Consider the following 19,451-nt stretch of genomic DNA (forward strand, 5'->3'; position numbering starts at 1 on the left):
CTAGCCCCCGTTGACAAAAGACTTCAGCCATAGCCGGGCGGCGGCGAGGTTGAGGAAGCTCTCGAACGACAGGGCGGTCTTGTCGTAGCGGGTGGCGATGCGGCGCTGCTGCTTCAGTTTGCCGAACATGCGCTCGATGCGGTTGCGATCCCTGTAGCGCCGATAGTCTGGATGGACTGGAGCTTTCCGGTTCGACCGGGGCGGGATGATCGGCAGAATGCCGCGCATGAGCAGGTCTTCGCGAAGCCGGTCACCATCGTAGCCTTTGTCGGCGAGTAGCGCCTTGGGCTTGGGGAGTGGCAGGGCCATCAGGTCATCGACGGCCCCGTAATCCGAGGCTTCGCCGCCGGTCAGGATGAACCCGATAGGCAGTCCTTGATTGTCACAGCGGGCGTGGACCTTGCTCGTAAAGCCGCCGCGTGATCGACCAAAAGCCTGCGCACAAGCCCCCCTTTTCCGCCCACTGCCGAGACGTGGCCGCGAACCGTGGTGCTGTCGATCATGTGCTGCCAGTCGTCGGTTAAGCCCAGATCGACCAGCGTTTGCAGCAGGGCATCCCAGACGCCTTGCTCGGCCCAACGCCGGAACCGGACATAGACCGAATTCCACTTGCCGTAACGCTCATGCATGTCCCGCCAGGGACAACCTACCCGTAGCACGTGAAGCATGCCGTTGAGAAAACGCCGGTTATCGCCAGCAGGCCGCGCCCAGCGCCCCCGCTCAGATGGTAGCAGCGGGCCGATCAGCTCCCATTCCGCATCCGACAGATCCCCACGGCCCATGACTGCTCCCCAAAGGGCAGCCTTGAATCAGAATCTGAGCCGCTTGGGAATCCCTTTTGTCAACACGGCCTAGATGCCTATCTGTTCAAAAGACATTTTCCAGTATCCAAAGAGGCATATTCCTTTGGCTTTTTGACGATAAACATTTGAGAATGCGTCGAAATATTGACGCTAGGCCAATCCCTGAGGCCGCAATCGGAATTAGCGGTTCCGCCTGAACCTGAAACTATATTGTCTCTGATGTCCATCGGCCCTGTCAATTTATCGATATTGATCGCCAGCAGCGCATTAGCGATCCGATTACCAATCACGGTTCCGCCAGACGCCTTGGAAGGATACCATGGTTCACCACCGATCATGATGCCGTAACCGCACCGACGACCCACTCCACAGTCGATGCTGTTGTCCGATGTCACGCTATCGGCAAAATTGCCGCTGGTGTCCGGCCAGGCATGCAGCATGAGTTCCGCAAAGGATCCATGGGCCAAGTCGCTGGAATGGATAAACCTGTTCCTTGCGATGCGGCATCCGACGCATCCGCCAAAAATGAGTTGAACGTCCGTGTTGTCCCGAAACAGGTTGTTTTCGACGACGATTTTCGCCGCGTCATGGATAGTTACGCCATCGGCCCACATATCCTGAATCTTATGATTGCCGTTGGGTCCAATGACATTTTCTTTTATCGTGACGCCTTTGACGCCTTTGACGACCTCAAGGGCGGTATAGCAGCTAGCATCCTTCAAAAGCACATTCGTTATTTCGAAACCATCGGCCCTGACGCGCATGGCCCCGCCCAGGGGCCTGGCATGTTGGTCTAGGCAGATGCGCCGCTGCCATGCGACATCTTTCTGCCCAGCGCCCATGATGGCGATGGAACGGAGACGAACATTGGGCGCGGTGATCTCGACAGGCATGATGCCAGCGGTAGGTTGCGGCGGCATCCGACCGATCGCCAGCACCGCGCAATTAGCGCCTGTGTCCTTCGAACAGGCCGCCCCTGACATCGCAGGCACGGTTTCGATCGTGACCGTCCGATCAATGACAAGCGGTGTTAGCAATCGATAGACACCCGCGCGCAGCTTCAAGCTCTCCTTCCCCGCCATTTTTTCGATGCATTTGGAAAGCGCGGGGGTAGCGTCCTTGGTGGTGTTCCGGACCATATCCAGGGGCGCACATGTCTGCGCACCGGAAGGCTGGCTTCCACAAGCTGCCGCCGCCAGGGTCATCAAAACGGCCAAGAATGTAGTCAATCTGGCCATTGTCGTCCTCACTTCCCTCAAGCCTGTTTCGACCCCCAAAAGACAGATACGTCAATAGTCTGCACCGACCATATGCGATCAACACAGGCATTGACCAGATCGCTATCGGATAGCTAAATGGTAGCTGAAAGGATATCCGATGCCTACAGTCGCATTCATCAGTCCCAAGGGCGGCGTCGGCAAGACCACGGCCGCGCTTCTGCTCGCATCGGAGGTGGCGCGAGGCGCCAAGGTAACGGTGATCGACGCGGATCCCAACCATCCGATCCATGCCTGGAGTAGAGGCGCTACCCTGCCCGAAAATCTCTCCGTCGTCGCAAATGTCGACGAGGACAATATCCTCGACCGCGTCGAGGAAGCTGCGGCACAGACACCCTTCGTCATTGTCGATCTAGAAGGCACGGCCGCCAAAATCGTCTTGCTTGCAGTCAGTCAGGCCGATCTGGTCATCATCCCGATGCAAGGGTCACAACTCGATGCCGAGCAGGCGGGTCGCGCGATAAAGGTCTTGAAGCAGCATGAGAAGATGACGGGGCGCGCCGTGCCTTTTGGCGTGCTGCTCACCCGCACCAGTCCGATTATTCGGACGCGGACCATGGGGCATATACAGAGTGGTCTCAACGATGCCGGAGTGCCGGTGTTCACGACGCAGCTGCATGAGCGGGAGGCGTTTCGGGCGATTTTTTCCTTTCAGAAGACGCTCGAGGATCTCGACGAGAAAGACGTGCCCAATCTCGACAAGGCGATCGTCAATGCCGAGCAGTTCGCGGTCGAGGTGATTGAGCGGCTGCGGCAAGGCCGGAACGCGACTGCAACCAAGACGGAGATGGCGTGATGAGCAGGGCTAATCCCTTTGGCGATCTCGACGATTTCGCACCGGAGCTTCCTTCCCGCCCGGTCGCTACCGAGGCGATCGACCAGCTGGCACAGGCAAGCGGGTTTCCGAGCCGCAAAGCGCAGAACACGCCCTCCCCTGCCCCGACGCGGCAGCCTCGTAGGCATACGACTGGGCGCAATCGCCAGATTAACATCAAGGCGACTGAGGAGACGATCGCGGCGCTTTACAGCATTGCTGATGACATGGGTCTTCCGCTGGGGGCGGTGCTGGAGCAGGCTTTGGTTGCGCTGGATGAGAAGCGGAAGGATTGAGGCGCGAATTGGTGAATGAACTAGCGAAATAAAAGGGATTGGGTCGGATAGCTATAGATATCTTTTTGGTATCTTATTAGCTATCCCGGGAATGTTCCGAGTTAGAAGCGCAGGCGGAAGCCCACGGTCGCACTTTGGCCGCTGCTTTCCGCGCCGAATTCGCTGTGGCGCCGAAGAACAACGCAGCGGTGGGCGATACCTTGAGGCTTGCTCCCGCCCCCACTGTGGCGAGGGTTTCGCTGCGCCCCACCCCTGCAACGGTCAGGCCGTCAGCCACGCCCCTATAGGCGGCGGTGGCGAAGGCCCGCCTGCCGCTTATCTGGTGCAGGACGCCTGCCGACAGCCAGGGGCTGATTTGAGCCTCGGCCGAACCACGCAGTTCCAGTGCGCCGCACAGGAAGGTCGCCTTGGTGCGGCGTGCTTCGACGTCGAGGGCCGAGACTGCGTCTCCGCGCTCGTTCGCGCCACTGCGGCGGGAGGAGATGTGGGTGACGCCGATCTCGGGCGCGATGGCCCAGTTCTGGTCCAAGGCGAAGGCATGGCCGAGGGACATGTCAGCCGTCCAGCTGCGCAGGCGATAGTGGCTGCTCACCTTGCTGCCGCCGAACAGCGTACGGTCGGTGTCGGCCTTGCTGCCGTCGTAGCTCAAAGAGGCGGCAATCTGGAAACCGCCTGCGGCACCCTGCGCGACCACACCGGCCAGCATGCCGTCAGCCTCCGTCCGGGCCGCAAGCGCGCCGATCTGCTGCCGCGCGTCGATAGCCGACATAGGCGCCAGCCACCCAGCGTCTGGCCGAAGGTGAAGAAGCCCGCCTCATCCCCCTGCATGCTGGTCGAGGCAGTGCGGAGCGCCGCCGCAATGGACGCGCTATTTCCGAACTTCATGGCTTCATCCCCGTTTAGCCCAAGGCCGGTCTACACAGGGAAAGCCAATGCTCTCAAGTGATTATGTGAAGATGATATCTGGTAGCTATCCGCTGAGCGCGGTGCTGGAGCAAGCTCTCGCGGCCTTGGCCGGAGAAGCAACAAGACGGCGCCTTAATACCGGATATCTATCTGATATCTGTTGGATATCCAATAGCTGTTCATATGCCCTGCATATCTTCAGAAGGAGACGCCATGGGCATCACTCTTCCGAGGCTTATGCGGCGGCGGCCAGCGCCTGGTGGATATCAGCCAGAATATCGCTGATATGCTCGATCCTTGTAGAGAGACGGACGTAACCTGGCGATACACCGGATGCAAGCTGCTCGGCCTCGTCCAGCTGAGAGTGAGTCGTGGAGCCATCAGCCCGCCATCCTGCATGAACGGCAAGCATTTTCGGTCTGTGCCCCGTTTTAGACATACAAGCTTGGTGGGATGAAAGATGAACCTTCAGGGTGGCTTTGACCGCAAGCGAGAGCAAGACGCGCTACCCACCCTTGATGCCGACTGCGCGGACGAGAAGCGGAACCTGACTGGCTTAACGCGCCATCCTGATTAGAACGCAATCATTCCGCAGGCCACCGAGCCTGCTTAAAGAGCACGGAGTTTTCAATCTTGCTTCTCACCCGATTCAGCGCCCTTGGCATCGCGCTGATCAGCACCATCGTCGCTGGCTATTATCTGCCAGGCGTCTGGGCGGTTCCCTTGTTCGTGGTTGGCGCGATCCTCTCGGTGGCCGGCATCTACGACCTTTTCCAACCGCTCCATTCCGTGCGGCGCAACTATCCCATTATTGGGCGGCTGCGGTGGTATTTTGAGGATATACGCCCTGAAATCCGCCAATATCTGATCGAGGGCGAATATGACGAGACGCCCTTTTCCCGTAGTCAGCGTTCGCTGGTCTATGCCCGGTCGAAGAATGAGAGCAGCGAGCGGGCCTTTGGAACCCAGCTCGACGTATATGGGAACGGGTATGAGTTTATCGGCCACTCGACCCGCCCTGCCCCACCGGCAGATCCTGCGACATTCCGCGTCCTGATCGGCGGGAGCGATTGCACCCAGCCCTATTCCGCATCCATCTTCAATATATCGGCGATGAGCTTTGGATCGCTCAGCGCCAATGCCATCCGCGCGCTGAATTTGGGCGCGAAGATGGGCGGCTTTGCCCATGATACCGGCGAAGGCAGCATCAGCCCCTACCACCGTGAGCATGGCGGCGACCTGATATGGGAATTGGGAAGCGGCTATTTCGGCTGCAGGACGGCTGACGGCAATTTCGATCCTGATGCCTTCACCGCCAAGGCTGCCGATCCACAAGTGAAGATGATTGAAATCAAGCTCAGCCAAGGCGCAAAGCCCGGCCATGGCGGCATCCTGCCCGGCAGCAAGGTAACGGAGGAAATTTCGCTCACGCGCGGCGTGCCCATCGGGGAAGACTGCGTCTCCCCTGCCCGCCACCGCGCCTTTTCAACGCCGATCGAAATGATGCAGTTCATCGCCCTCCTGCGGAAGCTGTCGGGCGGCAAGCCGGTGGGTTTCAAGCTTTGCATCGGCCAGCCATGGGAGTTTATGGGCATGGTGAAAGCCATGCGCGAGACAAGCATTTTCCCCGATTTCATCGTCGTGGATGGCGCGGAAGGCGGCACTGGCGCTGCCCCCCTGGAATTCACCGATCATCTGGGCACGCCCATGCGGGAGGGGTTGCTCTTCGTCCACAACACGCTGGTTGGCGCGGGTGTACGGGACAAGATCAAGCTCGGGGCTGCTGGAAAGATCGTCAGCGCCTTCGATATCGCCGCCGCGCATGCGCTGGGGGCTGACTGGGTCAATGCCGGGCGGGGTTTCATGTTCGCGATCGGCTGTATCCAGTCGCTGACCTGCAATACAAACCGCTGCCCCGTGGGCGTCGCGACGCAGGATCCCCTGCGCCAGAGGGCGCTGGTCGTGCCTGAAAAGGCCGATCGCGTCTTCCATTTCCATCGCAACACGCTGCATGCTCTTTCAGAAATGATCGCCGCGGCGGGGCTCCAGCACCCAAGCGAGATCGGGCCCCATCATCTGGTCCGTCGCGTAAGCCCAACCGAGATCCGCCTCTTTGCGCAGCTCCATAGTTTCCTGTTGCCGGGCGATTTGATCTCCGGCGGGGAAGGCAATGAATTTTATCGGTCAAGCTGGAGCCTGGCGCGGGCGGACAGTTTCGATCTGGCAAAGGCAGCGGCTTAAACAGGCAGGCGATGAATGTCGGGCCAAAAGGCTATCCATAAGATAGCTATCCGATACCATAATGGAAGCCCAAGGCTAGCCATTCCGCCTTATGCCCGCGAGGAAGGAATTCTGTTCGCTGTTTCGACCTCATAGGGTGGCGCGCATGCTTTCCGGATTGCGGTTTCCAAAGGTAGCGCTGGTTACTGACCATCGAATCTGCGCTTCTTCATTAAAAGCTGTCCTCCAGCGCCTCGGCGGGTTTTGCATACACCATAACCGCTTGCTCCCGCTGGGGAGCATTCGCGCCGCGTAGCGGTGCGTTCGGCCCTTGCCGTATTGGGTTGGTGTTCGAGGATAAGAGGAGGGTGAAGCTGGGCTTTTATAAGGAATGACGTTGTTGGCCAGCAAGGCCAACTCCGATTATCTCTTTTATAAATGAATCGAGTAGAGGTTGAGGTTCTTTTTGAGACTCACGCTCCTTGCGCTCTAGCGCGGCGTCGAGACGGGCAAGAACCTTGGCGAGGGGGCCTTTGAGCGCGGCCTTGGCCTGCTCATGGGCTGGCAGGCGGGCGTGCATATGCTCGATCGCCTCGATCCGGTCGGCTTCGCGCTGCAACTCGTCGTCGGGGACGGGGGCAGGGCGCATCCAGCGGGGCAGATAGGCCTGGACGATCTTGGGCAGGAAGGCGCGATAGGCGTTGGAGGTCTGCTCATAGCGGGGGCCGGGGCCGTCGCCCTCGACGCGCTTGAAACGGCGCTGGCGGACGAGGAAACCGATGCTCTCCAATATACGCAAAGCCCGGGCGACAGTGGCGCGGCCAAGGCTCGTGGCTTGTGTCAGATGATCATAGCTTGGGAATACGCGGCCCTTGTTGAGACGGGCGAGGGTCAGGATTTCTTCGAACACGCGCACGCTGGCGGCGGTGAGCGATGTCAGCAGCCGTTCCGCCGGGGTCAGTTCCCGTCTGTCGCGCCGGGCTTCGCTGCGCAGCTGGCGGCCTGCGTCCAGAATGCGTCGGGCGGCGCGCAGCAAACGGTCGGTTTCGCCCTTGGCGGGCGCGACGAAGAAGACATGTTCGAACGTGCCCGCTTCCACGCTGTCGCGCAGCACGGGCGCGCCGGTCGGATGCGGCGCGCCGGACCTTGGCTGGCGCGCGCCTTCCTTCCTTGCCATCCCGCTTCTTCCGGGCGTTTTTACAGCGGCGAGCGCGCCCACCATCGCCTCGCCAAAGCCAAGCGTTCCCATTCGTCCCTCCATGCGGAAGGCCGTCACCAGACAAAAAGATAGCGTGGCGCGAAGCGCGCATCCTTGAAACGGCGTTCGATCTGGCGTAGGGAGGAGGGACGGTTAAATCCGGTTCGACGTTTGGCGACGTCGCTCCACTACCCAAATGGATGCCCGGCCTTCGTGCCGGGCTTTCTATTATGTGGTCACAGCCACCCCTTCAGTCATCTTCCGCTCAGCCCCCATGGCCAGCTGCAACATATTCGCAGCAATATCCGCGTGGTGGAAGGCTTTACGGTTCGTGCTTTCAAGTAGGAAAGCGAAATTTCACCCTATTTGATTCGTGCTTTCGAGTAGGAATTGCCCCTCGATTCGTGCTTTCGAGTAGAATTAGGACGGCCCCATTCGTGCTTTCGAGTAGAAATTAGCCCGCCAAAACAAGCAGGCGCGAATCAGGGAAGGGCTTGGCAAAGCCCTTAACAGGTCGGCGGGAGGAAAGGGGGCTGTCAGGCCTCTTCGACCTGATCCTCGATCATCAGCTCAGGGCCCGGCTGCGGGCGGCGGGAGAGGATGACCCGCGCCTTGGCAGGCCTGCGCCCGACTTTGCGGGGGCCGTCCTCTGCCGGTGCGTCCTCGATCAGAACGATGTCATAGTCGGGGATGGCGTTCGCCGCCGCGATCTGGCGCATGGCGATGCGGAAGTTGGAGAGGGGGTTTTGAAAGCCGATCTGGAGCTTCAGCGTCTGGAGGTCCATCTCCAGCGGCTCACCATCGACGCAGGTCGAGCGCGCAACTTCGTAAATCCGCCGCTCGATCGGCCCCAGCTGGAAATAAGTGGACGCATAATCAAGCACTTGGCGGTCGCGCAGGATGGCGCGGAACAGCCAGTCGCACAGCCGAACCTTGACCGCCTTCAGCCGTTTCTCGCCCTTGCCCGAGCGCGCATATTGCAGGCGGGCTTCCGACAACCAGGAAAAGAAACCGTCCTCGCCTTCGCCGCCCGCTTCGATATTCGTCTTGATCTGCGTGCCCTGCAACCGCTCCAGCGCGTCAGCCAGGCGCGAGTAGGAACGGGCGCTGTGGTTGGAGCCCGTGACGCTGAACAGGTCGTGGGCGGTGAAGGTGAAATCCTGCGACACCGCCATGCCTTCGTCGATCTTAGAGGCCATGAGGCTGGCGATATAGAGGACGATTTCCTTGTCGTAGATGGTGGCAACGCCCCGCGCGCTCGGCCGCACCTCGATCGACACCGTGGGGGTGGCGTAGGCGAGGGGCTTCATCCAGGCGTTTTTACTAAGCGCAAAGAAGGGAAAGGCCATCAGCGACCGCTCGCCCCGGATCTCGCCGACCAGCGGGCTGTCGAGCTTGAACAGTTCGCCCTGCGGAGTGCCCATTACGATCGTTCCCTTGCCCATTATGCCGGTCTGGCAATTTCTACTCGAAAGCACGAATTTGTCTGCGGGAACAGGATCAAGCTCATGTGAGGTGCGATCCGATCCTCACCAGGGGAGTATCCGATGAACGAAGAGCCGGTCAAACTTGCCGGAAGGAGAATGCTGAAAGTAAATCCCAATGAGAGGGGGGCGTATGGTCCCGGCTACTCGTAACGGCGGGAAATAGGCTGAGCAGAACCATGCACAAAGCAGACTATAAATAGCTATCTTTCGGATACCTTTAGGATATCCAATAGCCAACAGCTTGGGGGCATCAATCCTATAGGCAGTGGTTTGCGCGTCCGCTCTGGATATCTCCTTGTCTAGGCAAACGAGCAACTCACGCGCCCACCAGCGCCCTAATTATGTTAAGTGCAACTCCATGTAAGGCCTTTACCAGGTAGCCTCAGGTCGAGCGCCCTTATCTCACACAACCAGTGGGGCAGCATATAACCCGAGGCCGATGCCCAGTTAATTTGGTATCGGTAGCTATCCGATAGCACCTATCACCCAGCGTCTGCTAGAAAGGCGGACTTTGCCTAAGGAAATCGTTTCCGATGATCTGGCATGGCGCACCTGTACGATAAGGCCAATCAGCAAGCCAATTGGACCGACATAGCCAAAAGCCATCACCAGTAATGGCACGGCAAAACCGAGCCATAGCGCGGCCTTCTCCCAGCGAGCCAAAATTGCCCAATGTCTGTAAAGGCAAACTAGAAAGCCCAGGCTGGCAACCGTTAGATCATAGTTAAATATATATGGCAAAACGATCGCTGTCGCAGACGCAGCAATGAAGGCTAGATCCTCTGGTATTGCTCTTCGAGCCTTCCAAACGAGTCCGAAGGCAGCAAGCCCAAAACCCGCCTGCACAACCAAGGCAATCTGGTCAGGCGCATTTCGCAGGGCAATGAACGCTGAAGGCATCATCAAATAATAGAATTTCTCTCCTGGGGCTGTCATGATCTTCCCCTGCAAAGCGGAAGTTTCAAAAAGCCACTGAGGCCACAACTTAAAACCGAAAAATAGGCCACTTGCTGCAATGAGAAACGTTGTAGTTACAAATGCTATTAATACAGATTTATATTTTCTTCTGCAAATCATCGTTAACGCGATAAAGATGCCAAGATGCGGCTTTATAGTCAGAAATCCAGCAATTACACCGGCTAATTTCTGGTGAGATTTTATTAGTGAAAAAAATAGAAGCCACAGACCCCCTATTAGGAATCCATAATGACCTGCCCAAATATTTACTACCGCCGCAGGCGTGACGATGGCGCAAAATGCGTTGATATTATCAGGCATATAAGGACGGGCTGTCCAGAAAAAGAAACTGGCGCCCGCCACTGTCCATAACGCCAAAGCCGTAAGATACGGGAGGCTACCAAATGGAACGGCGAGAAAAAGGCTATGAGGCGGATAGGAATAATTATATGGATCAAGATGGCCGAATATAGCTGCCTGCCAACTCATATAACCAAAGTAGTCATACAAAATACTTGTTTTTCCTGACAGCGCAATCTGTCCGCCTGTCCACACATTCAAAAAATCTCTTCCTAATATTAAATGAGATTTTGTCAGGTGAATTCCGTCTAATTGTATCAGATCATATATAAATAAAATGGGCGCTATCGACAGAGCTCCCATCCATATTAATGTTTCGTCTGCAAGAGACGGGCGGTTTCTGGTGATCTCTTGCACATTCCCTCACATGGCTTCAGTTATTTCCTTCTATTGTTAACGAGAAAGGTAATAAAAATCTTAAGTGGCAGCGCACAAGCAAGGCAACGTTCAACCGCGTTACAAGCCTGAGAGTGCCTCGCAGCGAAGCAGGGAGGGCAATTGTTGGGCTATCTGCTGGCTCATGGTTGGAGGCGCCAGTCACCGCCGCCCCTGGGTTCGGTGATTGCCGATCCCATACCGAGCGAGGTGCTCTTCATACATGATCTTGCGGTCTCGCCAGCGAAGCGCGGGCTAAAGGTTGGCCAGCAGATCATTGCACACGCGTTTGATCTGGCGGCCGAAGATCGCCTGTACAGCGCGGAATTGGTCGCCGTCGAAGTAGCGGCAGAATATTGGCGTCAGCTCGGCTTTGCTGAAGGGGCCGCATCAGGCGAACTTCTGGAGAAGCTTGCGACTTATGGAACACTTGCACGCTGGATGACCCGCGACATTTCGCCAACCCGCTAAACGTCGGCGCACTCCGTCAGTGTTGACCTGACCCTCGCAACGTCAGCGACGGTCAGGTCTGTAAATCACGCCTCCTGGATCGCCGACAAACGCCAGGGGTTACGGGCGTCTCTCACGAAGGTCCAAAGCTCGGTCGTCACGCTCGGCTGATGCGGGTCACCAGAAACCACCGCACCGCTGTTCCGATCACGCATGATATCGATGCTCTGATAGCGCATCGCAATCGTCGCATAGTCCGTGCCATCTTCGCCCCAGGCCTCTGCGACTTCTGCATCAAGCAGCTCGGTTGCGGAAACCTCGTTCCGCTGGCCTTTGGTTGCGTTCTGGCTCAGTTCCTCGGCAAGGTAGGACATGATTTCTGGCGTAGTGTAGGCGCGCAGCTGGGCATAATCCTCACGCCCAAACGCATCCTGCACATCCGCCAGCAGGCGTTCGAAGCTCTGCTGATCCTCCCTCGTGATCACAATCTCGTGAGTCTGGAGTTCAACCGGACGCACGGGGAAGGCCGTGGCCGAAAACGGCTGTTGGGGCGCGCTAGTGAAAGGGTGCGCCGAATATTGGGAAGAAGCCGGCATCCCGGCAGGGGCCAATTGGGAGCGGCGACGAAATATTTTGAGCCCGAACCAGATGAGTCCACCTATCAGGGCGATCTGGAGCAAAGCCATCAGCATCCCGCTGCCAGCCAGGGCGCCAAAGCCGTTGCCGAGCAACATCCCGATAAGACCGCCCATGACGAGGCCGCCGATCAGGCCTTTTGCCATATTGCCGAACCTGCTGTGGCTGTTCGCGGCCCCCGGACGAGCAGCGGCCGCATTCGCCTGCGCAGGAGCAGGCTTATTGGTCATGGTCCGCTGTACCGGCGCTGCCTGATTAGGCGCGGTCTTCGTTACCGGCGGGGCGATCGCCGTTCGCGAACCTCTGCTACCGGCGCTGCCGCCGCGCCTTGCATCAGCGGGGCTTGCGATCATGACGGCGACTGCCAGGCTCATGGCGAGAGCGCCAGCGGTGCGAAACTTAGTTCCAATCATCGGAAATCCTTTTGCCCATTGGCCGAGTTTCTCAGGTGCAGGACCGATGAGGACGCTTGCCGCTTTGCGATCGGCGAGGCTCCAAGCTGAGCAGCGACAATAAGGTCGCGGTTTTTGGGCATCACATGAGCCTCCTCGTTTCCAGTCCAGACGACGAGCGGCTTTGAGTGATCGGGCACTATAGTAATCGGCCAGCATCGAGCACGCTCGATGCGGTCCGACATCACGATCGCTGTTCACGCAATCGCCAGAGGGGCCCGGCCCGCATATGTGCAGGATATGCATGGCGTCCTTCAAAAGCAACAGGCGCTGTTCTGTAGCCAAGCTCTGCGGGAGGATGAAAATAGAGCGCGCCTGTTCCAACTTCCGCTGAAGCCGTGCCAAGTCATCACAAAAAAGACGCCCGACCCGGCAGTTTATGGGCGCATGGTCCAGTGAAACCGCTTGCGTAGAGATGCGCCGCTATTGGCCGTCTCCAGTGGGGGCGTGTAGCTCAGTGGTAGAGCACTGTGTTGACATCCCACGGGTCGCAAGTTCAATCCTTGCCACGCCTCCCGTCGAAAACCCGCCAATCATTTTGGCGGGGTTTTTGCTGTGTGAGTGGCGCGCACCGCGCCCTTGCTTTCAAGCATAGCCGCGTTATAACTGTCGTATGAACAGCGCTCTCAAAATCACCAAAATTGGGAACAGTGCAGGTGTCATTTTACCTCGCGATGTTTTGGCGCACCTTAATGTCCAGGTGGGAGAAACGCTCTCATTGGTGACAACTCCTCGGGGCATCGAATTAAGTGCTGCTGCGCCAGATTTTGAAGCGCAGATGGCGGCCGCTCGCGAAGTGATGCTTCGGCGCAAGCGTGCGCTGCGTGAACTTGCCAAATAGGCACTGGATTTGGGTCACGGCCGAGGTGGCTTCAGCAGCGCATGCCGAGCAAGTAGCGGAGCATGGCGGAGATGATGGGATGCGCGACCACGGCCTGCTTGATAGCGCTATGACTCGCCCCGTAAATTTGGCGGGCTATGGCGAACCCGATGTCGCGGACTTATCCGCAGGCTATGCATTCGGCATTGCGCGAAACCATCCTTTTGTAGACGGCAACAAAAGAACCGCAGCGGTGGTGAGCGAAACGTTCCTCATGCTCAACGGATACGCATTGGCCGCTACGGATGCTGAGTTGGTGGTGGCTTTTGTCGCCTTGGCTGGCGGCGAACTGTCAGAGGTTGAGATGGCTGACTGGTTCCGCCAACACATTCAGTCGTCCTGAGGTCGAAAGCTATCGGGCTAGACAACCGGAGGTGACTGGAGCGGGTAGCGGGGATCGAACCCGCATCACAAGCTTGGAAGGCTAGTGCTCTACCATTGAGCTATACCCGCCCGTCAGGCCATGCGCACTGCCATCTTTTCGGGGGCTCTGCAATATCCAACTGCTGCCGTTCCGCTGATCGTGGCAATGAATCAATAGGCCGACACAGAGTCAGACAAGTCGTAAGACGGGTAGGGCGCTTGTGCATATTCTGCGGAAATGGAGCACGCATTTCCTTCCCGCCTGATCCACCTGCGCGCCTTGGACCCGGCCCATAATATCGCGCGGGACTATAGCATCTGGATGAGCGTCGACCTGTTCGGCGACTATGTGGTCGAAACCTGCTGGGGACGGATCGGCGCCCAGGGGCAGCGGCAAAGGCGCAGCTTTCCGGATGCGCCATCCGCGCGGCGTCATGTGAAAAACATCCTCAGAAAGCGGCGCGGATCGAGAAAGCGGATTGGGGTCGAGTACCGGCTTGTGGCGGCAGCGGGCTGAAGCTCCTGATCCGGTGGATGCAATGGAGGCTCAGCGAGCCCTGCTCCCTGATGTTGGAATGTCGATCTCAAGCGAAACAAAGATCGGCCAAGGATCGGCCATATTTTGCTCTTAATGTAAAATTCGCCTTATTTGGCCTTGGTTTTCTTGATCAGTAAAATCGGCCAAATTGCCCCTGATCTGCAAGAATCCCAAACGGTCGGCCCGGCGCGTCCTCAAGCTGCTGACCGATGAAGGCCTACTTACGTCGGGAACGCCCAAAAGGCCCGGTTCTCCCTCGTTTCCCGAGCCATACGCTGAAAATCCTGTTCCCGCGCCTCTATGCATGAGCTTTAGGATACTATCTGGATATTGGAAAGCTATCGATACACTGCATCGCTGGAATGGCGTGGCTCGAAAAAAAGCAGATCGGGTCGACCCGGCTCGCATCTGTCGCCGGGCTGAACGAGGGCAGGTCCTCTAAAAGCGCAAGCGGCGGACGTTGATGGCCCGCGCGCGGGCTTCCACGCTGATCTCGAAATGGTCGGTCTGCATGCCATTCGTGACTTGGGGCGGAATGAAGGCCACCATGTTGGTGCCGCCTCGACGCCGCACGCTGTCAAAGATGATGCCTGCTTTTCCTTCGGATCTGACCTGTTCGCCAAAACGCTGCGCGGCGGCATAGCTGTCGGGACGGTAAAGATCAGAATGATCGCCCTATAGCCCTCTTATATCGCGATAATCCTCACCCACCAGCTTTGCCGAATAAGCCCTGTAGGTTCGGCTCATGCCCGGCACATCGCGGGCGATGGCTTCGCGGCGAAGATGGTGCCCGACCTCAGCGGCAGCCGTTTCGATTTCCTTGGAAGCATACCATGCGCCCAGTTCCGGCCCATTGAAGCGCAAGCCGTCGGGCGCGGTATGTAAAAATGCCGCCATGATGACGCTGCTATTGGGTCGGCCATAGACCCAATGGGATTCCGGTAAGCGGTGCAGTAGATCGGCGACAAGGCGGTCGTTGGTCCAACCGGCAAGCTCCATGACAGCCTGCGCATCCGCTGCCGTTGCAACCGTATCGAACAGCCCGATCGGCGGAAAGCGTGATGGGATCAGCCGATAGCTTGGGTACGGCGCTGCGGCGAGTATCTCCGTCACTGAAAGAGGATCTCATCATCCTCATAGGGTGCGAAGTCGGCCTCTGCCGCAGTGGGGGGCATATAAAGGCCGCCCCGCGCCGCATCCAGGAAGCGGCGAACCGTCATCAAGCCATCCTGCGTCCCATTGGTGGCTAGCGTGAGCGGCGGCCTGCCCCCGAAAACGCGCGCCTCATGCGGCTGACGCAGCCAGGCAACCCCGTCACGCTCTTCGCTGAAAAGGACGGCAAGCGCCTGATGAATGCCAAGCACGGCGGAGATGCGTGTCAGGACATCGACGTCGAGCGTAATGGACCCATGCTCCCGGGCCTGCTTGCACCAGCTATGGAAGGTGGAGCGCGAGGGATAGCCAAGCATGAGCCGCCGCTGTTCCTCGTTCAATCCCCAGAGATCAGCAATTGCGAGGAAGGTGCGTAGGGCAGGGGCGCTGAGGCGGCGCCGGTTCGACGGCTCGAAACGAGAAAGGTCCAGAACAGGCGCGGACGCGCGGACATCATAGTTTGGCTGAGGCATTTACAACTCCAGATCCGAATATAGTCCAAATCTGGACAAATTACAGGGTTATTCGATTGATTCGGTTTTGACTCTTGCAGGCAGCCAAACGTTTCTCGTCATCTTAAAAGTGACGAGCAGCATCCATACGCTGATGCAGGATCCGAATGATCGCAACGCCGTAGTTGGCTTGCTGAAAATAGATCATGTGATGCTCGGTCGCACGCCGTCTTTAACCTGGACGGATATTGGCGCAGCTCTGACCCTGCTGTGGGGCGTGGGCAAGCTTGGCGCACAAACGCGCTGGGCCGCAGGACTAAGGCGATATTCAGGCATTTTCCGCATTCATCCGGTGCAGGAAATCCTCGAAATCAAAGGGCTGCGGTTCGCCGCTCTGTCTCCCTCAATCAGCGCCTGACGGATAGTGTCGATTTCAAAGCTCCGCTCCTGCTCACGCCGGATAAGATCACGGATTGCTTCGCTGTCGTTGGTATATTGCCCAGCCTCAATCTGCGAAGCGATCCACGCATCCTGCTGGTCAGTAAGGGTGATAGTCTTACGTACCGTTCCCATGGCTAAGCCTTCCAATCAGATTTTGGAAAATCATACTATTGGTGCGATTTAGCATCTCGGTTAAGTAGCAGCAAGTCTATTGCTTCGTGATACACCGCTGCGATCTGGCGCGCGCCGGAGATCTCTTCGTCCATCTTATCGGACTTGCGTGATGGCATTTGCCAAAATCGTCTTCAGCTGCTCGCTTGACCAGAATTTAGCAGCGATCACACTGGCATATACGGCATCGTTCTTTGCGGCAGGATCATCGGGCTAATGCAGCAGTAGCGCACTGCTGGGTCGCTATCCCGATCGTCTGCTAGAACGAATGATCTTCACCTTGGCGCCGATTGTCTCGGCGATTGAGGCCCACTGCCGGTCTGCCGTCCAGGCTGGCAGTCCATCACGAAGAGCCAAGGCCAGACAGAAGCGATCGCCAAGCGACAATCCTGCTTCGGACGTGACGGCGCGTAAATGCCCCGCGATTCTCGCGAGCTCTGCATCCGCCTCCACCCAAGTGACGGGGAGGGGCCGCAACATCGCATCCGCTTCCTGGGGCGGCATGCCATTATGCACAAAGTGGCTAATGACCTCGGCGAGATTCACAGTGCACATGCGTGAGCCGATGAGTGCGCCCGCCACCTTGTCACCCCCCGGCTCATCACGCAGCATGGCGAGCAGGGCCGAGGCGTCCAGGACGATAGACGTCATTCGCCGCTTTCCGCGCGGCGGTTAGCAAGAAAGCTATCGACCGATGCTTCCGGCTTGTCTGCAGTATATTTGCGGGCCAGCGCGCGCGCATGGGCGACGGATTGGGCAACAGTGCGCAGAATGACGCCATCGGGCGTTTCCTCCACGATCAACGCCCCGCCGCCTATAAGGCCCAAACGTTTCCTGACATCCGCCGGAAGGCTCATGCGGCCATTTGCGGTGACGTTCACCTGAAAGGTCATACTATCCATCTAAATCCATTGATTACTCAGATTGCCATATTTTCTATTTATGTCACTTTCTGCTTTTTATGTCACGGTTTTGGATAGATGGTGCAATTGCGAGGTCTGCGTACAGCATGCGCATCATCCTTTGATAATGTCCTTTATCAAGGGCTGACGCGCAGTTAGGCTCCGCTGCCATGAAACCCTTCGCCAAGCGCCTCTGATGCCCGGCCTCATCTCTCTTTCCTCCGCGCCGGTGATCATAGCCGAGGCTTCACAAGCCACGCGGATGCGCTTCCTTGAATTTTTCGCGGCGAACATCCGAAACCCGAACACGCGGCGCGCTTATGCGCGAGCTGCGGGCGACTTCCTCAACTGGTGCTTCGGCCATGGCGTGCGCGACCTGGACGAGATTGCGCCGCTCCATGTCGCGGGCTGGGTTGAGGAGTTGGGCCACTCTTTGTCCGCGCCTACGGTCAAGCTGCGCCTCGCAGCGGTGCGCAACCTGTTCGACTGGCTGGTCGTGGGCCAGATCATCCCCTTCAACCCCGCCTCCAGCGTACGCGGCCCCGCTCATAGCGCGCGCACCGGACGCACGCCCGTATTGGAGGCCGAGGAGGCGCGCGCCCTGCTCGACGCGATCGACATCTCCACGGAAGCGGGCCTGCGCGATCGGGCGCTGATCGGCCTCATGGTCTACAGTTTCGCGCGCATCGGCGCAGCGCTCGCCATGAAGCGGGAGGATGTGTTTGTGCAGGGCCGCCGCCATTGGCTGCGCCTGCATGAAAAGGGCGGCAAGCGGCATGAAATGCCCTGCCACCACCTGCTGGAGGAATATCTCCTCGCCTATATCGAGGGCTGTGACCTGGCCGACGACAAGGTGCCGCTGTTCCGCACCATCAGCCGCGAGACGAAGCGGCTGAGCGAAACCCCGCTCTCCCAGCCCGACGCCCACGCCATGGTCCGCCGCCGCGCCAAGGCGGCAGGCATCGCAACCCGCATCGGCAACCACAGCTTTCGCGCAACCGGGATCACCACTTATCTCAAAAATGGAGGCACGCTGGAAAACGCCGCCGCTATGGCCAATCACAGCTCGACCCGGACGACGCAGATTTACGACCGGCGAAGGGACGAGATCAGCCTTGCCGAGGTGGAACGGGTGCGGATTTGAAGCTCCACGCCCGACTGCTCCAGACGCCCAACCGGGAGTGGCGTGAACTGGCGCAGGGTTGCGCCACCGTCTCAGTACAACAGGGTTGACATACGTACATACAAATGCCATTCCTCTGGTATGGACAGCAAAAATGTCGCTGGCTTCGATTGGGATGAAGGCAACAAAGGCGAAATGCCAGAAACATGGTGTCACGCTGGCAGAAATTGAAAGCGTGTTCGCCGGTACGCTGTCCATAGGGCCGGATGTTGCACATTCGACGGTGGAGACGCGCTTTCTGGCGATCGGCCGCGCCAGTAGTGGCCGTCATGTGTTTCTGGCCTTAGCGCGAACGGGATGGGGCCAAATTTATCCGTCCGATCAGCGCCCGTTACATGCATGCGAAGGAGGTGCGGCACTATGAGCAAGGATAAACCCCTTCCGCTGTTGTCCAGCGATGAGGAGGCCGAGGATTTCGTCGGTTCCGCTGATCTTACCGGCTATGATCTTTCTGCGCTTACACCCACGCGGTTTGAGTTCAGCAGCAAGGACGCGCGGGTCAACATGCGTTTGCCCGCCGAGTTGCTGGAGCAGGTCAAGGCGACAGCCGCCAGCAAGGGCATGCCGTATCAGCGGTTCATTCGCCAGGCACTGGAGCAGGCGCTGCACCGTTAAGGCTGCCGAACATCTGATAGCGGTGACGATCAGGTGATGGCGGTGCTGGCGGCCGTTCAGAATCTGGCGGAAACCGGGACAAGGTGTTCGCGCCCAGCAATTAAGGCGCGACAGAGAAAGGCGCTCATTCGCATAATGGCCGAAGGGCCTGGCGGCTTGAGTGCGTACAATTATCGCAAGATCACCAACGCCACATCGGCAACCGCCACCCGCGATCTGGCTGAACTCGTGAACTCGTCGAACTGGGTGCGCTACAACGGACTGGTGAGCGCCGTTATGCCCGCCATCATCTCGTGATCAGCACGAATGCATCTGGGAACCTCAAGCCAGATCCCAACCACCAAGTTCCTCATTGAGGAGCGGCTCGTCGAAACGTTCATCGATGGCGATCTTGCCTTTAAGAGCCCCAAAGCGACGCTTACCAACAGGCGAAACCGGCACGAGGCGCACTGCCGGTACATTGCCCCTAGCAATCACCACTTCACCACCCGCAAGCGCATCGGCAATCAACCGCGACAGGTTG

23 protein-coding genes, 2 tRNA genes and 3 pseudogenes are annotated in these 19,451 nt (G+C 58.3%); 13 read left to right on the forward strand and 15 right to left on the reverse strand.

From position 1 onward, the window contains the following. Positions 1 to 782, reverse strand: a pseudogene (locus L288_RS42720) (IS5 family transposase). Positions 783 to 859: 77 nt separating this feature from the next. Continuing rightward, positions 860 to 2,041: a right-handed parallel beta-helix repeat-containing protein gene (locus L288_RS39310; RefSeq protein WP_201766659.1), complete on the reverse strand. Its 1,182-nt coding sequence runs from the start codon at positions 2,039 to 2,041 to the stop codon at positions 860 to 862. Between the two features lie 139 nt (positions 2,042 to 2,180). On the opposite strand from L288_RS39310, the gene L288_RS39315 reads away from it, so the two are divergent. Continuing rightward, positions 2,181 to 2,876, forward strand: coding sequence for a nucleotide-binding protein (locus L288_RS39315; protein ID WP_021239660.1), 696 nt, complete (start codon positions 2,181 to 2,183; stop codon positions 2,874 to 2,876). After that, positions 2,876 to 3,190 carry a hypothetical protein gene (locus tag L288_RS39320; protein WP_021239661.1) on the forward strand — a complete coding sequence of 105 codons (315 nt, stop codon included), beginning with the start codon at positions 2,876 to 2,878 and terminating at the stop codon, positions 3,188 to 3,190. Before L288_RS39315 ends, L288_RS39320 begins: the two co-directional genes overlap by 1 nt. 76 nt (positions 3,191 to 3,266) lie before the next feature. Here L288_RS39320 and L288_RS39325 read toward each other — a convergent pair whose 3' ends face one another. Further along, positions 3,267 to 3,959 carry an autotransporter outer membrane beta-barrel domain-containing protein gene (locus L288_RS39325; RefSeq protein WP_021239662.1) on the reverse strand — a complete coding sequence of 231 codons (693 nt, stop codon included), beginning with the start codon at positions 3,957 to 3,959 and terminating at the stop codon, positions 3,267 to 3,269. 372 nt (positions 3,960 to 4,331) lie between these two features. Then, on the reverse strand, positions 4,332 to 4,535 hold the full coding sequence (locus L288_RS43250; RefSeq protein ID WP_152522114.1) for a PLP-dependent transferase: 204 nt from the start codon (positions 4,533 to 4,535) through the stop codon (positions 4,332 to 4,334). A 194-nt stretch (positions 4,536 to 4,729) separates the two neighbouring features. Here L288_RS43250 and L288_RS39330 point away from each other — a divergent pair, with 194 nt between their 5' ends. Next, a complete protein-coding gene (locus tag L288_RS39330; protein WP_021239663.1) occupies positions 4,730 to 6,337 on the forward strand; it encodes an FMN-binding glutamate synthase family protein in 1,608 nt (535 codons plus the stop codon). Positions 6,338 to 6,698: 361 nt separating this feature from the next. Here L288_RS39330 and L288_RS39335 read toward each other — a convergent pair whose 3' ends face one another. The 3 genes from L288_RS39335 to L288_RS42725 all read right to left on the reverse strand — a co-directional run bounded on the left by L288_RS39335 (position 6,699) and on the right by L288_RS42725 (position 10,675). Continuing rightward, positions 6,699 to 7,565 carry a helix-turn-helix domain-containing protein gene (locus L288_RS39335; protein ID WP_021239664.1) on the reverse strand — a complete coding sequence of 289 codons (867 nt, stop codon included), beginning with the start codon at positions 7,563 to 7,565 and terminating at the stop codon, positions 6,699 to 6,701. Positions 7,566 to 8,050: 485 nt separating this feature from the next. After that, positions 8,051 to 8,938 carry a replication initiator protein A gene (locus L288_RS39340; protein ID WP_031304847.1) on the reverse strand — a complete coding sequence of 296 codons (888 nt, stop codon included), beginning with the start codon at positions 8,936 to 8,938 and terminating at the stop codon, positions 8,051 to 8,053. A 528-nt stretch (positions 8,939 to 9,466) separates the two neighbouring features. Continuing rightward, a complete protein-coding gene (locus L288_RS42725; protein ID WP_236613069.1) occupies positions 9,467 to 10,675 on the reverse strand; it encodes a glycosyltransferase family 87 protein in 1,209 nt (402 codons plus the stop codon). A gap of 126 nt (positions 10,676 to 10,801) precedes the next feature. On the opposite strand from L288_RS42725, the pseudogene L288_RS39345 reads away from it, so the two are divergent. Continuing rightward, positions 10,802 to 11,164 (forward strand): annotated as a pseudogene (locus L288_RS39345) (GNAT family N-acetyltransferase); the annotation flags it as partial. Between the two features lie 65 nt (positions 11,165 to 11,229). On the opposite strand, the gene L288_RS39350 reads toward L288_RS39345, so the two are convergent. Then, on the reverse strand, positions 11,230 to 12,555 hold the full coding sequence (locus L288_RS39350) for a Tim44 domain-containing protein (protein WP_236613071.1): 1,326 nt from the start codon (positions 12,553 to 12,555) through the stop codon (positions 11,230 to 11,232). A 119-nt stretch (positions 12,556 to 12,674) separates the two neighbouring features. On the opposite strand from L288_RS39350, the gene L288_RS39355 reads away from it, so the two are divergent. The 3 genes from L288_RS39355 (at position 12,675) to L288_RS0122220 (ending at position 13,454) form a co-directional block, all read left to right on the forward strand. Next, positions 12,675 to 12,746, forward strand: a tRNA-Val gene (locus L288_RS39355). 98 nt (positions 12,747 to 12,844) lie between these two features. Next, positions 12,845 to 13,072, forward strand: a complete 228-nt coding sequence (locus tag L288_RS42730) for an AbrB/MazE/SpoVT family DNA-binding domain-containing protein (RefSeq protein WP_084466085.1) — start codon at positions 12,845 to 12,847, stop codon at positions 13,070 to 13,072. Further along, entirely contained in the window at positions 13,062 to 13,454 is a 393-nt protein-coding gene (locus L288_RS0122220) for a type II toxin-antitoxin system death-on-curing family toxin (RefSeq protein ID WP_031304850.1), read from the forward strand. The genes L288_RS42730 and L288_RS0122220 overlap by 11 nt, the downstream gene beginning before the upstream one ends. Positions 13,455 to 13,490: 36 nt before the next feature. On the opposite strand, the gene L288_RS39360 is transcribed toward L288_RS0122220, so the two are convergent. Then, positions 13,491 to 13,564 (reverse strand) — tRNA-Gly (locus L288_RS39360). Positions 13,565 to 13,712: 148 nt separating this feature from the next. Here L288_RS39360 and L288_RS39365 point away from each other — a divergent pair. Next, complete coding sequence (locus L288_RS39365) at positions 13,713 to 13,991, forward strand: WGR domain-containing protein (RefSeq protein WP_021239670.1); 279 nt, start codon at positions 13,713 to 13,715, stop codon at positions 13,989 to 13,991. A 459-nt stretch (positions 13,992 to 14,450) separates the two neighbouring features. Here L288_RS39365 and L288_RS44165 read toward each other — a convergent pair. Continuing rightward, positions 14,451 to 15,011, reverse strand: a pseudogene (locus L288_RS44165) (RES family NAD+ phosphorylase). Between the two features lie 110 nt (positions 15,012 to 15,121). Continuing rightward, positions 15,122 to 15,637 carry an MbcA/ParS/Xre antitoxin family protein gene (locus L288_RS39375; protein ID WP_051209757.1) on the reverse strand — a complete coding sequence of 172 codons (516 nt, stop codon included), beginning with the start codon at positions 15,635 to 15,637 and terminating at the stop codon, positions 15,122 to 15,124. A 67-nt stretch (positions 15,638 to 15,704) separates the two neighbouring features. On the opposite strand from L288_RS39375, the gene L288_RS43755 reads away from it, so the two are divergent. Continuing rightward, positions 15,705 to 16,034: a hypothetical protein gene (locus L288_RS43755; RefSeq protein ID WP_201766663.1), complete on the forward strand. Its 330-nt coding sequence runs from the start codon at positions 15,705 to 15,707 to the stop codon at positions 16,032 to 16,034. Here the strand turns inward: L288_RS43755 and L288_RS39380 are convergent. The 3 genes from L288_RS39380 to L288_RS39390 all read right to left on the reverse strand — a co-directional run bounded on the left by L288_RS39380 (position 15,962) and on the right by L288_RS39390 (position 17,121). Next, entirely contained in the window at positions 15,962 to 16,189 is a 228-nt protein-coding gene (locus L288_RS39380; RefSeq protein ID WP_201766660.1) for a type II toxin-antitoxin system ParD family antitoxin, read from the reverse strand. The genes L288_RS43755 and L288_RS39380 overlap by 73 nt on opposite strands. 282 nt (positions 16,190 to 16,471) lie before the next feature. Then, positions 16,472 to 16,879: a type II toxin-antitoxin system VapC family toxin gene (locus tag L288_RS39385; protein ID WP_021239674.1), complete on the reverse strand. Its 408-nt coding sequence runs from the start codon at positions 16,877 to 16,879 to the stop codon at positions 16,472 to 16,474. Further along, on the reverse strand, positions 16,876 to 17,121 hold the full coding sequence (locus L288_RS39390) for an AbrB/MazE/SpoVT family DNA-binding domain-containing protein (protein WP_021239675.1): 246 nt from the start codon (positions 17,119 to 17,121) through the stop codon (positions 16,876 to 16,878). The genes L288_RS39385 and L288_RS39390 overlap by 4 nt, the downstream gene beginning before the upstream one ends. Before the next feature lie 205 nt (positions 17,122 to 17,326). Here L288_RS39390 and L288_RS39395 point away from each other — a divergent pair, with 205 nt between their 5' ends. From L288_RS39395 to L288_RS44010, 4 genes are all read left to right on the forward strand, one after another. Continuing rightward, positions 17,327 to 18,274: a tyrosine-type recombinase/integrase gene (locus tag L288_RS39395; protein ID WP_031304852.1), complete on the forward strand. Its 948-nt coding sequence runs from the start codon at positions 17,327 to 17,329 to the stop codon at positions 18,272 to 18,274. A 133-nt stretch (positions 18,275 to 18,407) separates the two neighbouring features. Further along, on the forward strand, positions 18,408 to 18,677 hold the full coding sequence (locus L288_RS42740; protein ID WP_201766661.1) for a BrnT family toxin: 270 nt from the start codon (positions 18,408 to 18,410) through the stop codon (positions 18,675 to 18,677). Then, on the forward strand, positions 18,674 to 18,928 hold the full coding sequence (locus L288_RS39400) for a CopG family antitoxin (protein WP_021239677.1): 255 nt from the start codon (positions 18,674 to 18,676) through the stop codon (positions 18,926 to 18,928). The genes L288_RS42740 and L288_RS39400 overlap by 4 nt, the downstream gene beginning before the upstream one ends. A 156-nt stretch (positions 18,929 to 19,084) precedes the next feature. Further along, on the forward strand, positions 19,085 to 19,225 hold the full coding sequence (locus L288_RS44010) for a hypothetical protein (protein ID WP_236613073.1): 141 nt from the start codon (positions 19,085 to 19,087) through the stop codon (positions 19,223 to 19,225). 24 nt (positions 19,226 to 19,249) lie between these two features. On the opposite strand, the gene L288_RS42750 is transcribed toward L288_RS44010, so the two are convergent. Beyond that, the gene (locus tag L288_RS42750; protein WP_236613074.1) at positions 19,250 to 19,438 is read right to left on the reverse strand and encodes a type II toxin-antitoxin system Phd/YefM family antitoxin; all 189 of its coding nucleotides are present in this window, start codon (positions 19,436 to 19,438) and stop codon (positions 19,250 to 19,252) included. Between the last annotated feature and the right edge of the window lie 13 nt (positions 19,439 to 19,451).

Origin of the sequence: Sphingobium quisquiliarum P25 (assembly GCF_000445065.1) — a bacterium.
Taxonomy (GTDB): domain Bacteria; phylum Pseudomonadota; class Alphaproteobacteria; order Sphingomonadales; family Sphingomonadaceae; genus Sphingobium; species Sphingobium quisquiliarum.

What these genes read in the sequence shown, in the direction of transcription:
- L288_RS39310 (WP_201766659.1), bottom strand. Translation starts at nt 2,041, where the DNA reads ATGGCCAGATTGACTACATTCTTGGCCGTTTTGATGACCCTGGCGGCG.
- L288_RS39315 (WP_021239660.1), top strand. Translation starts at nt 2,181, where the DNA reads ATGCCTACAGTCGCATTCATCAGTCCCAAGGGCGGCGTCGGCAAGACC.
- L288_RS39320 (WP_021239661.1), top strand. Translation starts at nt 2,876, where the DNA reads ATGAGCAGGGCTAATCCCTTTGGCGATCTCGACGATTTCGCACCGGAG.
- L288_RS39325 (WP_021239662.1), bottom strand. Translation starts at nt 3,959, where the DNA reads ATGTCGGCTATCGACGCGCGGCAGCAGATCGGCGCGCTTGCGGCCCGG.
- L288_RS43250 (WP_152522114.1), bottom strand. Translation starts at nt 4,535, where the DNA reads ATGTCTAAAACGGGGCACAGACCGAAAATGCTTGCCGTTCATGCAGGA.
- L288_RS39335 (WP_021239664.1), bottom strand. Translation starts at nt 7,565, where the DNA reads ATGGGAACGCTTGGCTTTGGCGAGGCGATGGTGGGCGCGCTCGCCGCT.
- L288_RS39340 (WP_031304847.1), bottom strand. Translation starts at nt 8,938, where the DNA reads ATGGGCACTCCGCAGGGCGAACTGTTCAAGCTCGACAGCCCGCTGGTC.
- L288_RS42730 (WP_084466085.1), top strand. Translation starts at nt 12,845, where the DNA reads ATGAACAGCGCTCTCAAAATCACCAAAATTGGGAACAGTGCAGGTGTC.
- L288_RS39365 (WP_021239670.1), top strand. Translation starts at nt 13,713, where the DNA reads ATGGAGCACGCATTTCCTTCCCGCCTGATCCACCTGCGCGCCTTGGAC.
- L288_RS39375 (WP_051209757.1), bottom strand. Translation starts at nt 15,637, where the DNA reads ATGCCTCAGCCAAACTATGATGTCCGCGCGTCCGCGCCTGTTCTGGAC.
- L288_RS39380 (WP_201766660.1), bottom strand. Translation starts at nt 16,189, where the DNA reads ATGGGAACGGTACGTAAGACTATCACCCTTACTGACCAGCAGGATGCG.
- L288_RS39385 (WP_021239674.1), bottom strand. Translation starts at nt 16,879, where the DNA reads ATGACGTCTATCGTCCTGGACGCCTCGGCCCTGCTCGCCATGCTGCGT.
- L288_RS39390 (WP_021239675.1), bottom strand. Translation starts at nt 17,121, where the DNA reads ATGACCTTTCAGGTGAACGTCACCGCAAATGGCCGCATGAGCCTTCCG.
- L288_RS39395 (WP_031304852.1), top strand. Translation starts at nt 17,327, where the DNA reads ATGCCCGGCCTCATCTCTCTTTCCTCCGCGCCGGTGATCATAGCCGAG.
- L288_RS42740 (WP_201766661.1), top strand. Translation starts at nt 18,408, where the DNA reads ATGTCGCTGGCTTCGATTGGGATGAAGGCAACAAAGGCGAAATGCCAG.
- L288_RS39400 (WP_021239677.1), top strand. Translation starts at nt 18,674, where the DNA reads ATGAGCAAGGATAAACCCCTTCCGCTGTTGTCCAGCGATGAGGAGGCC.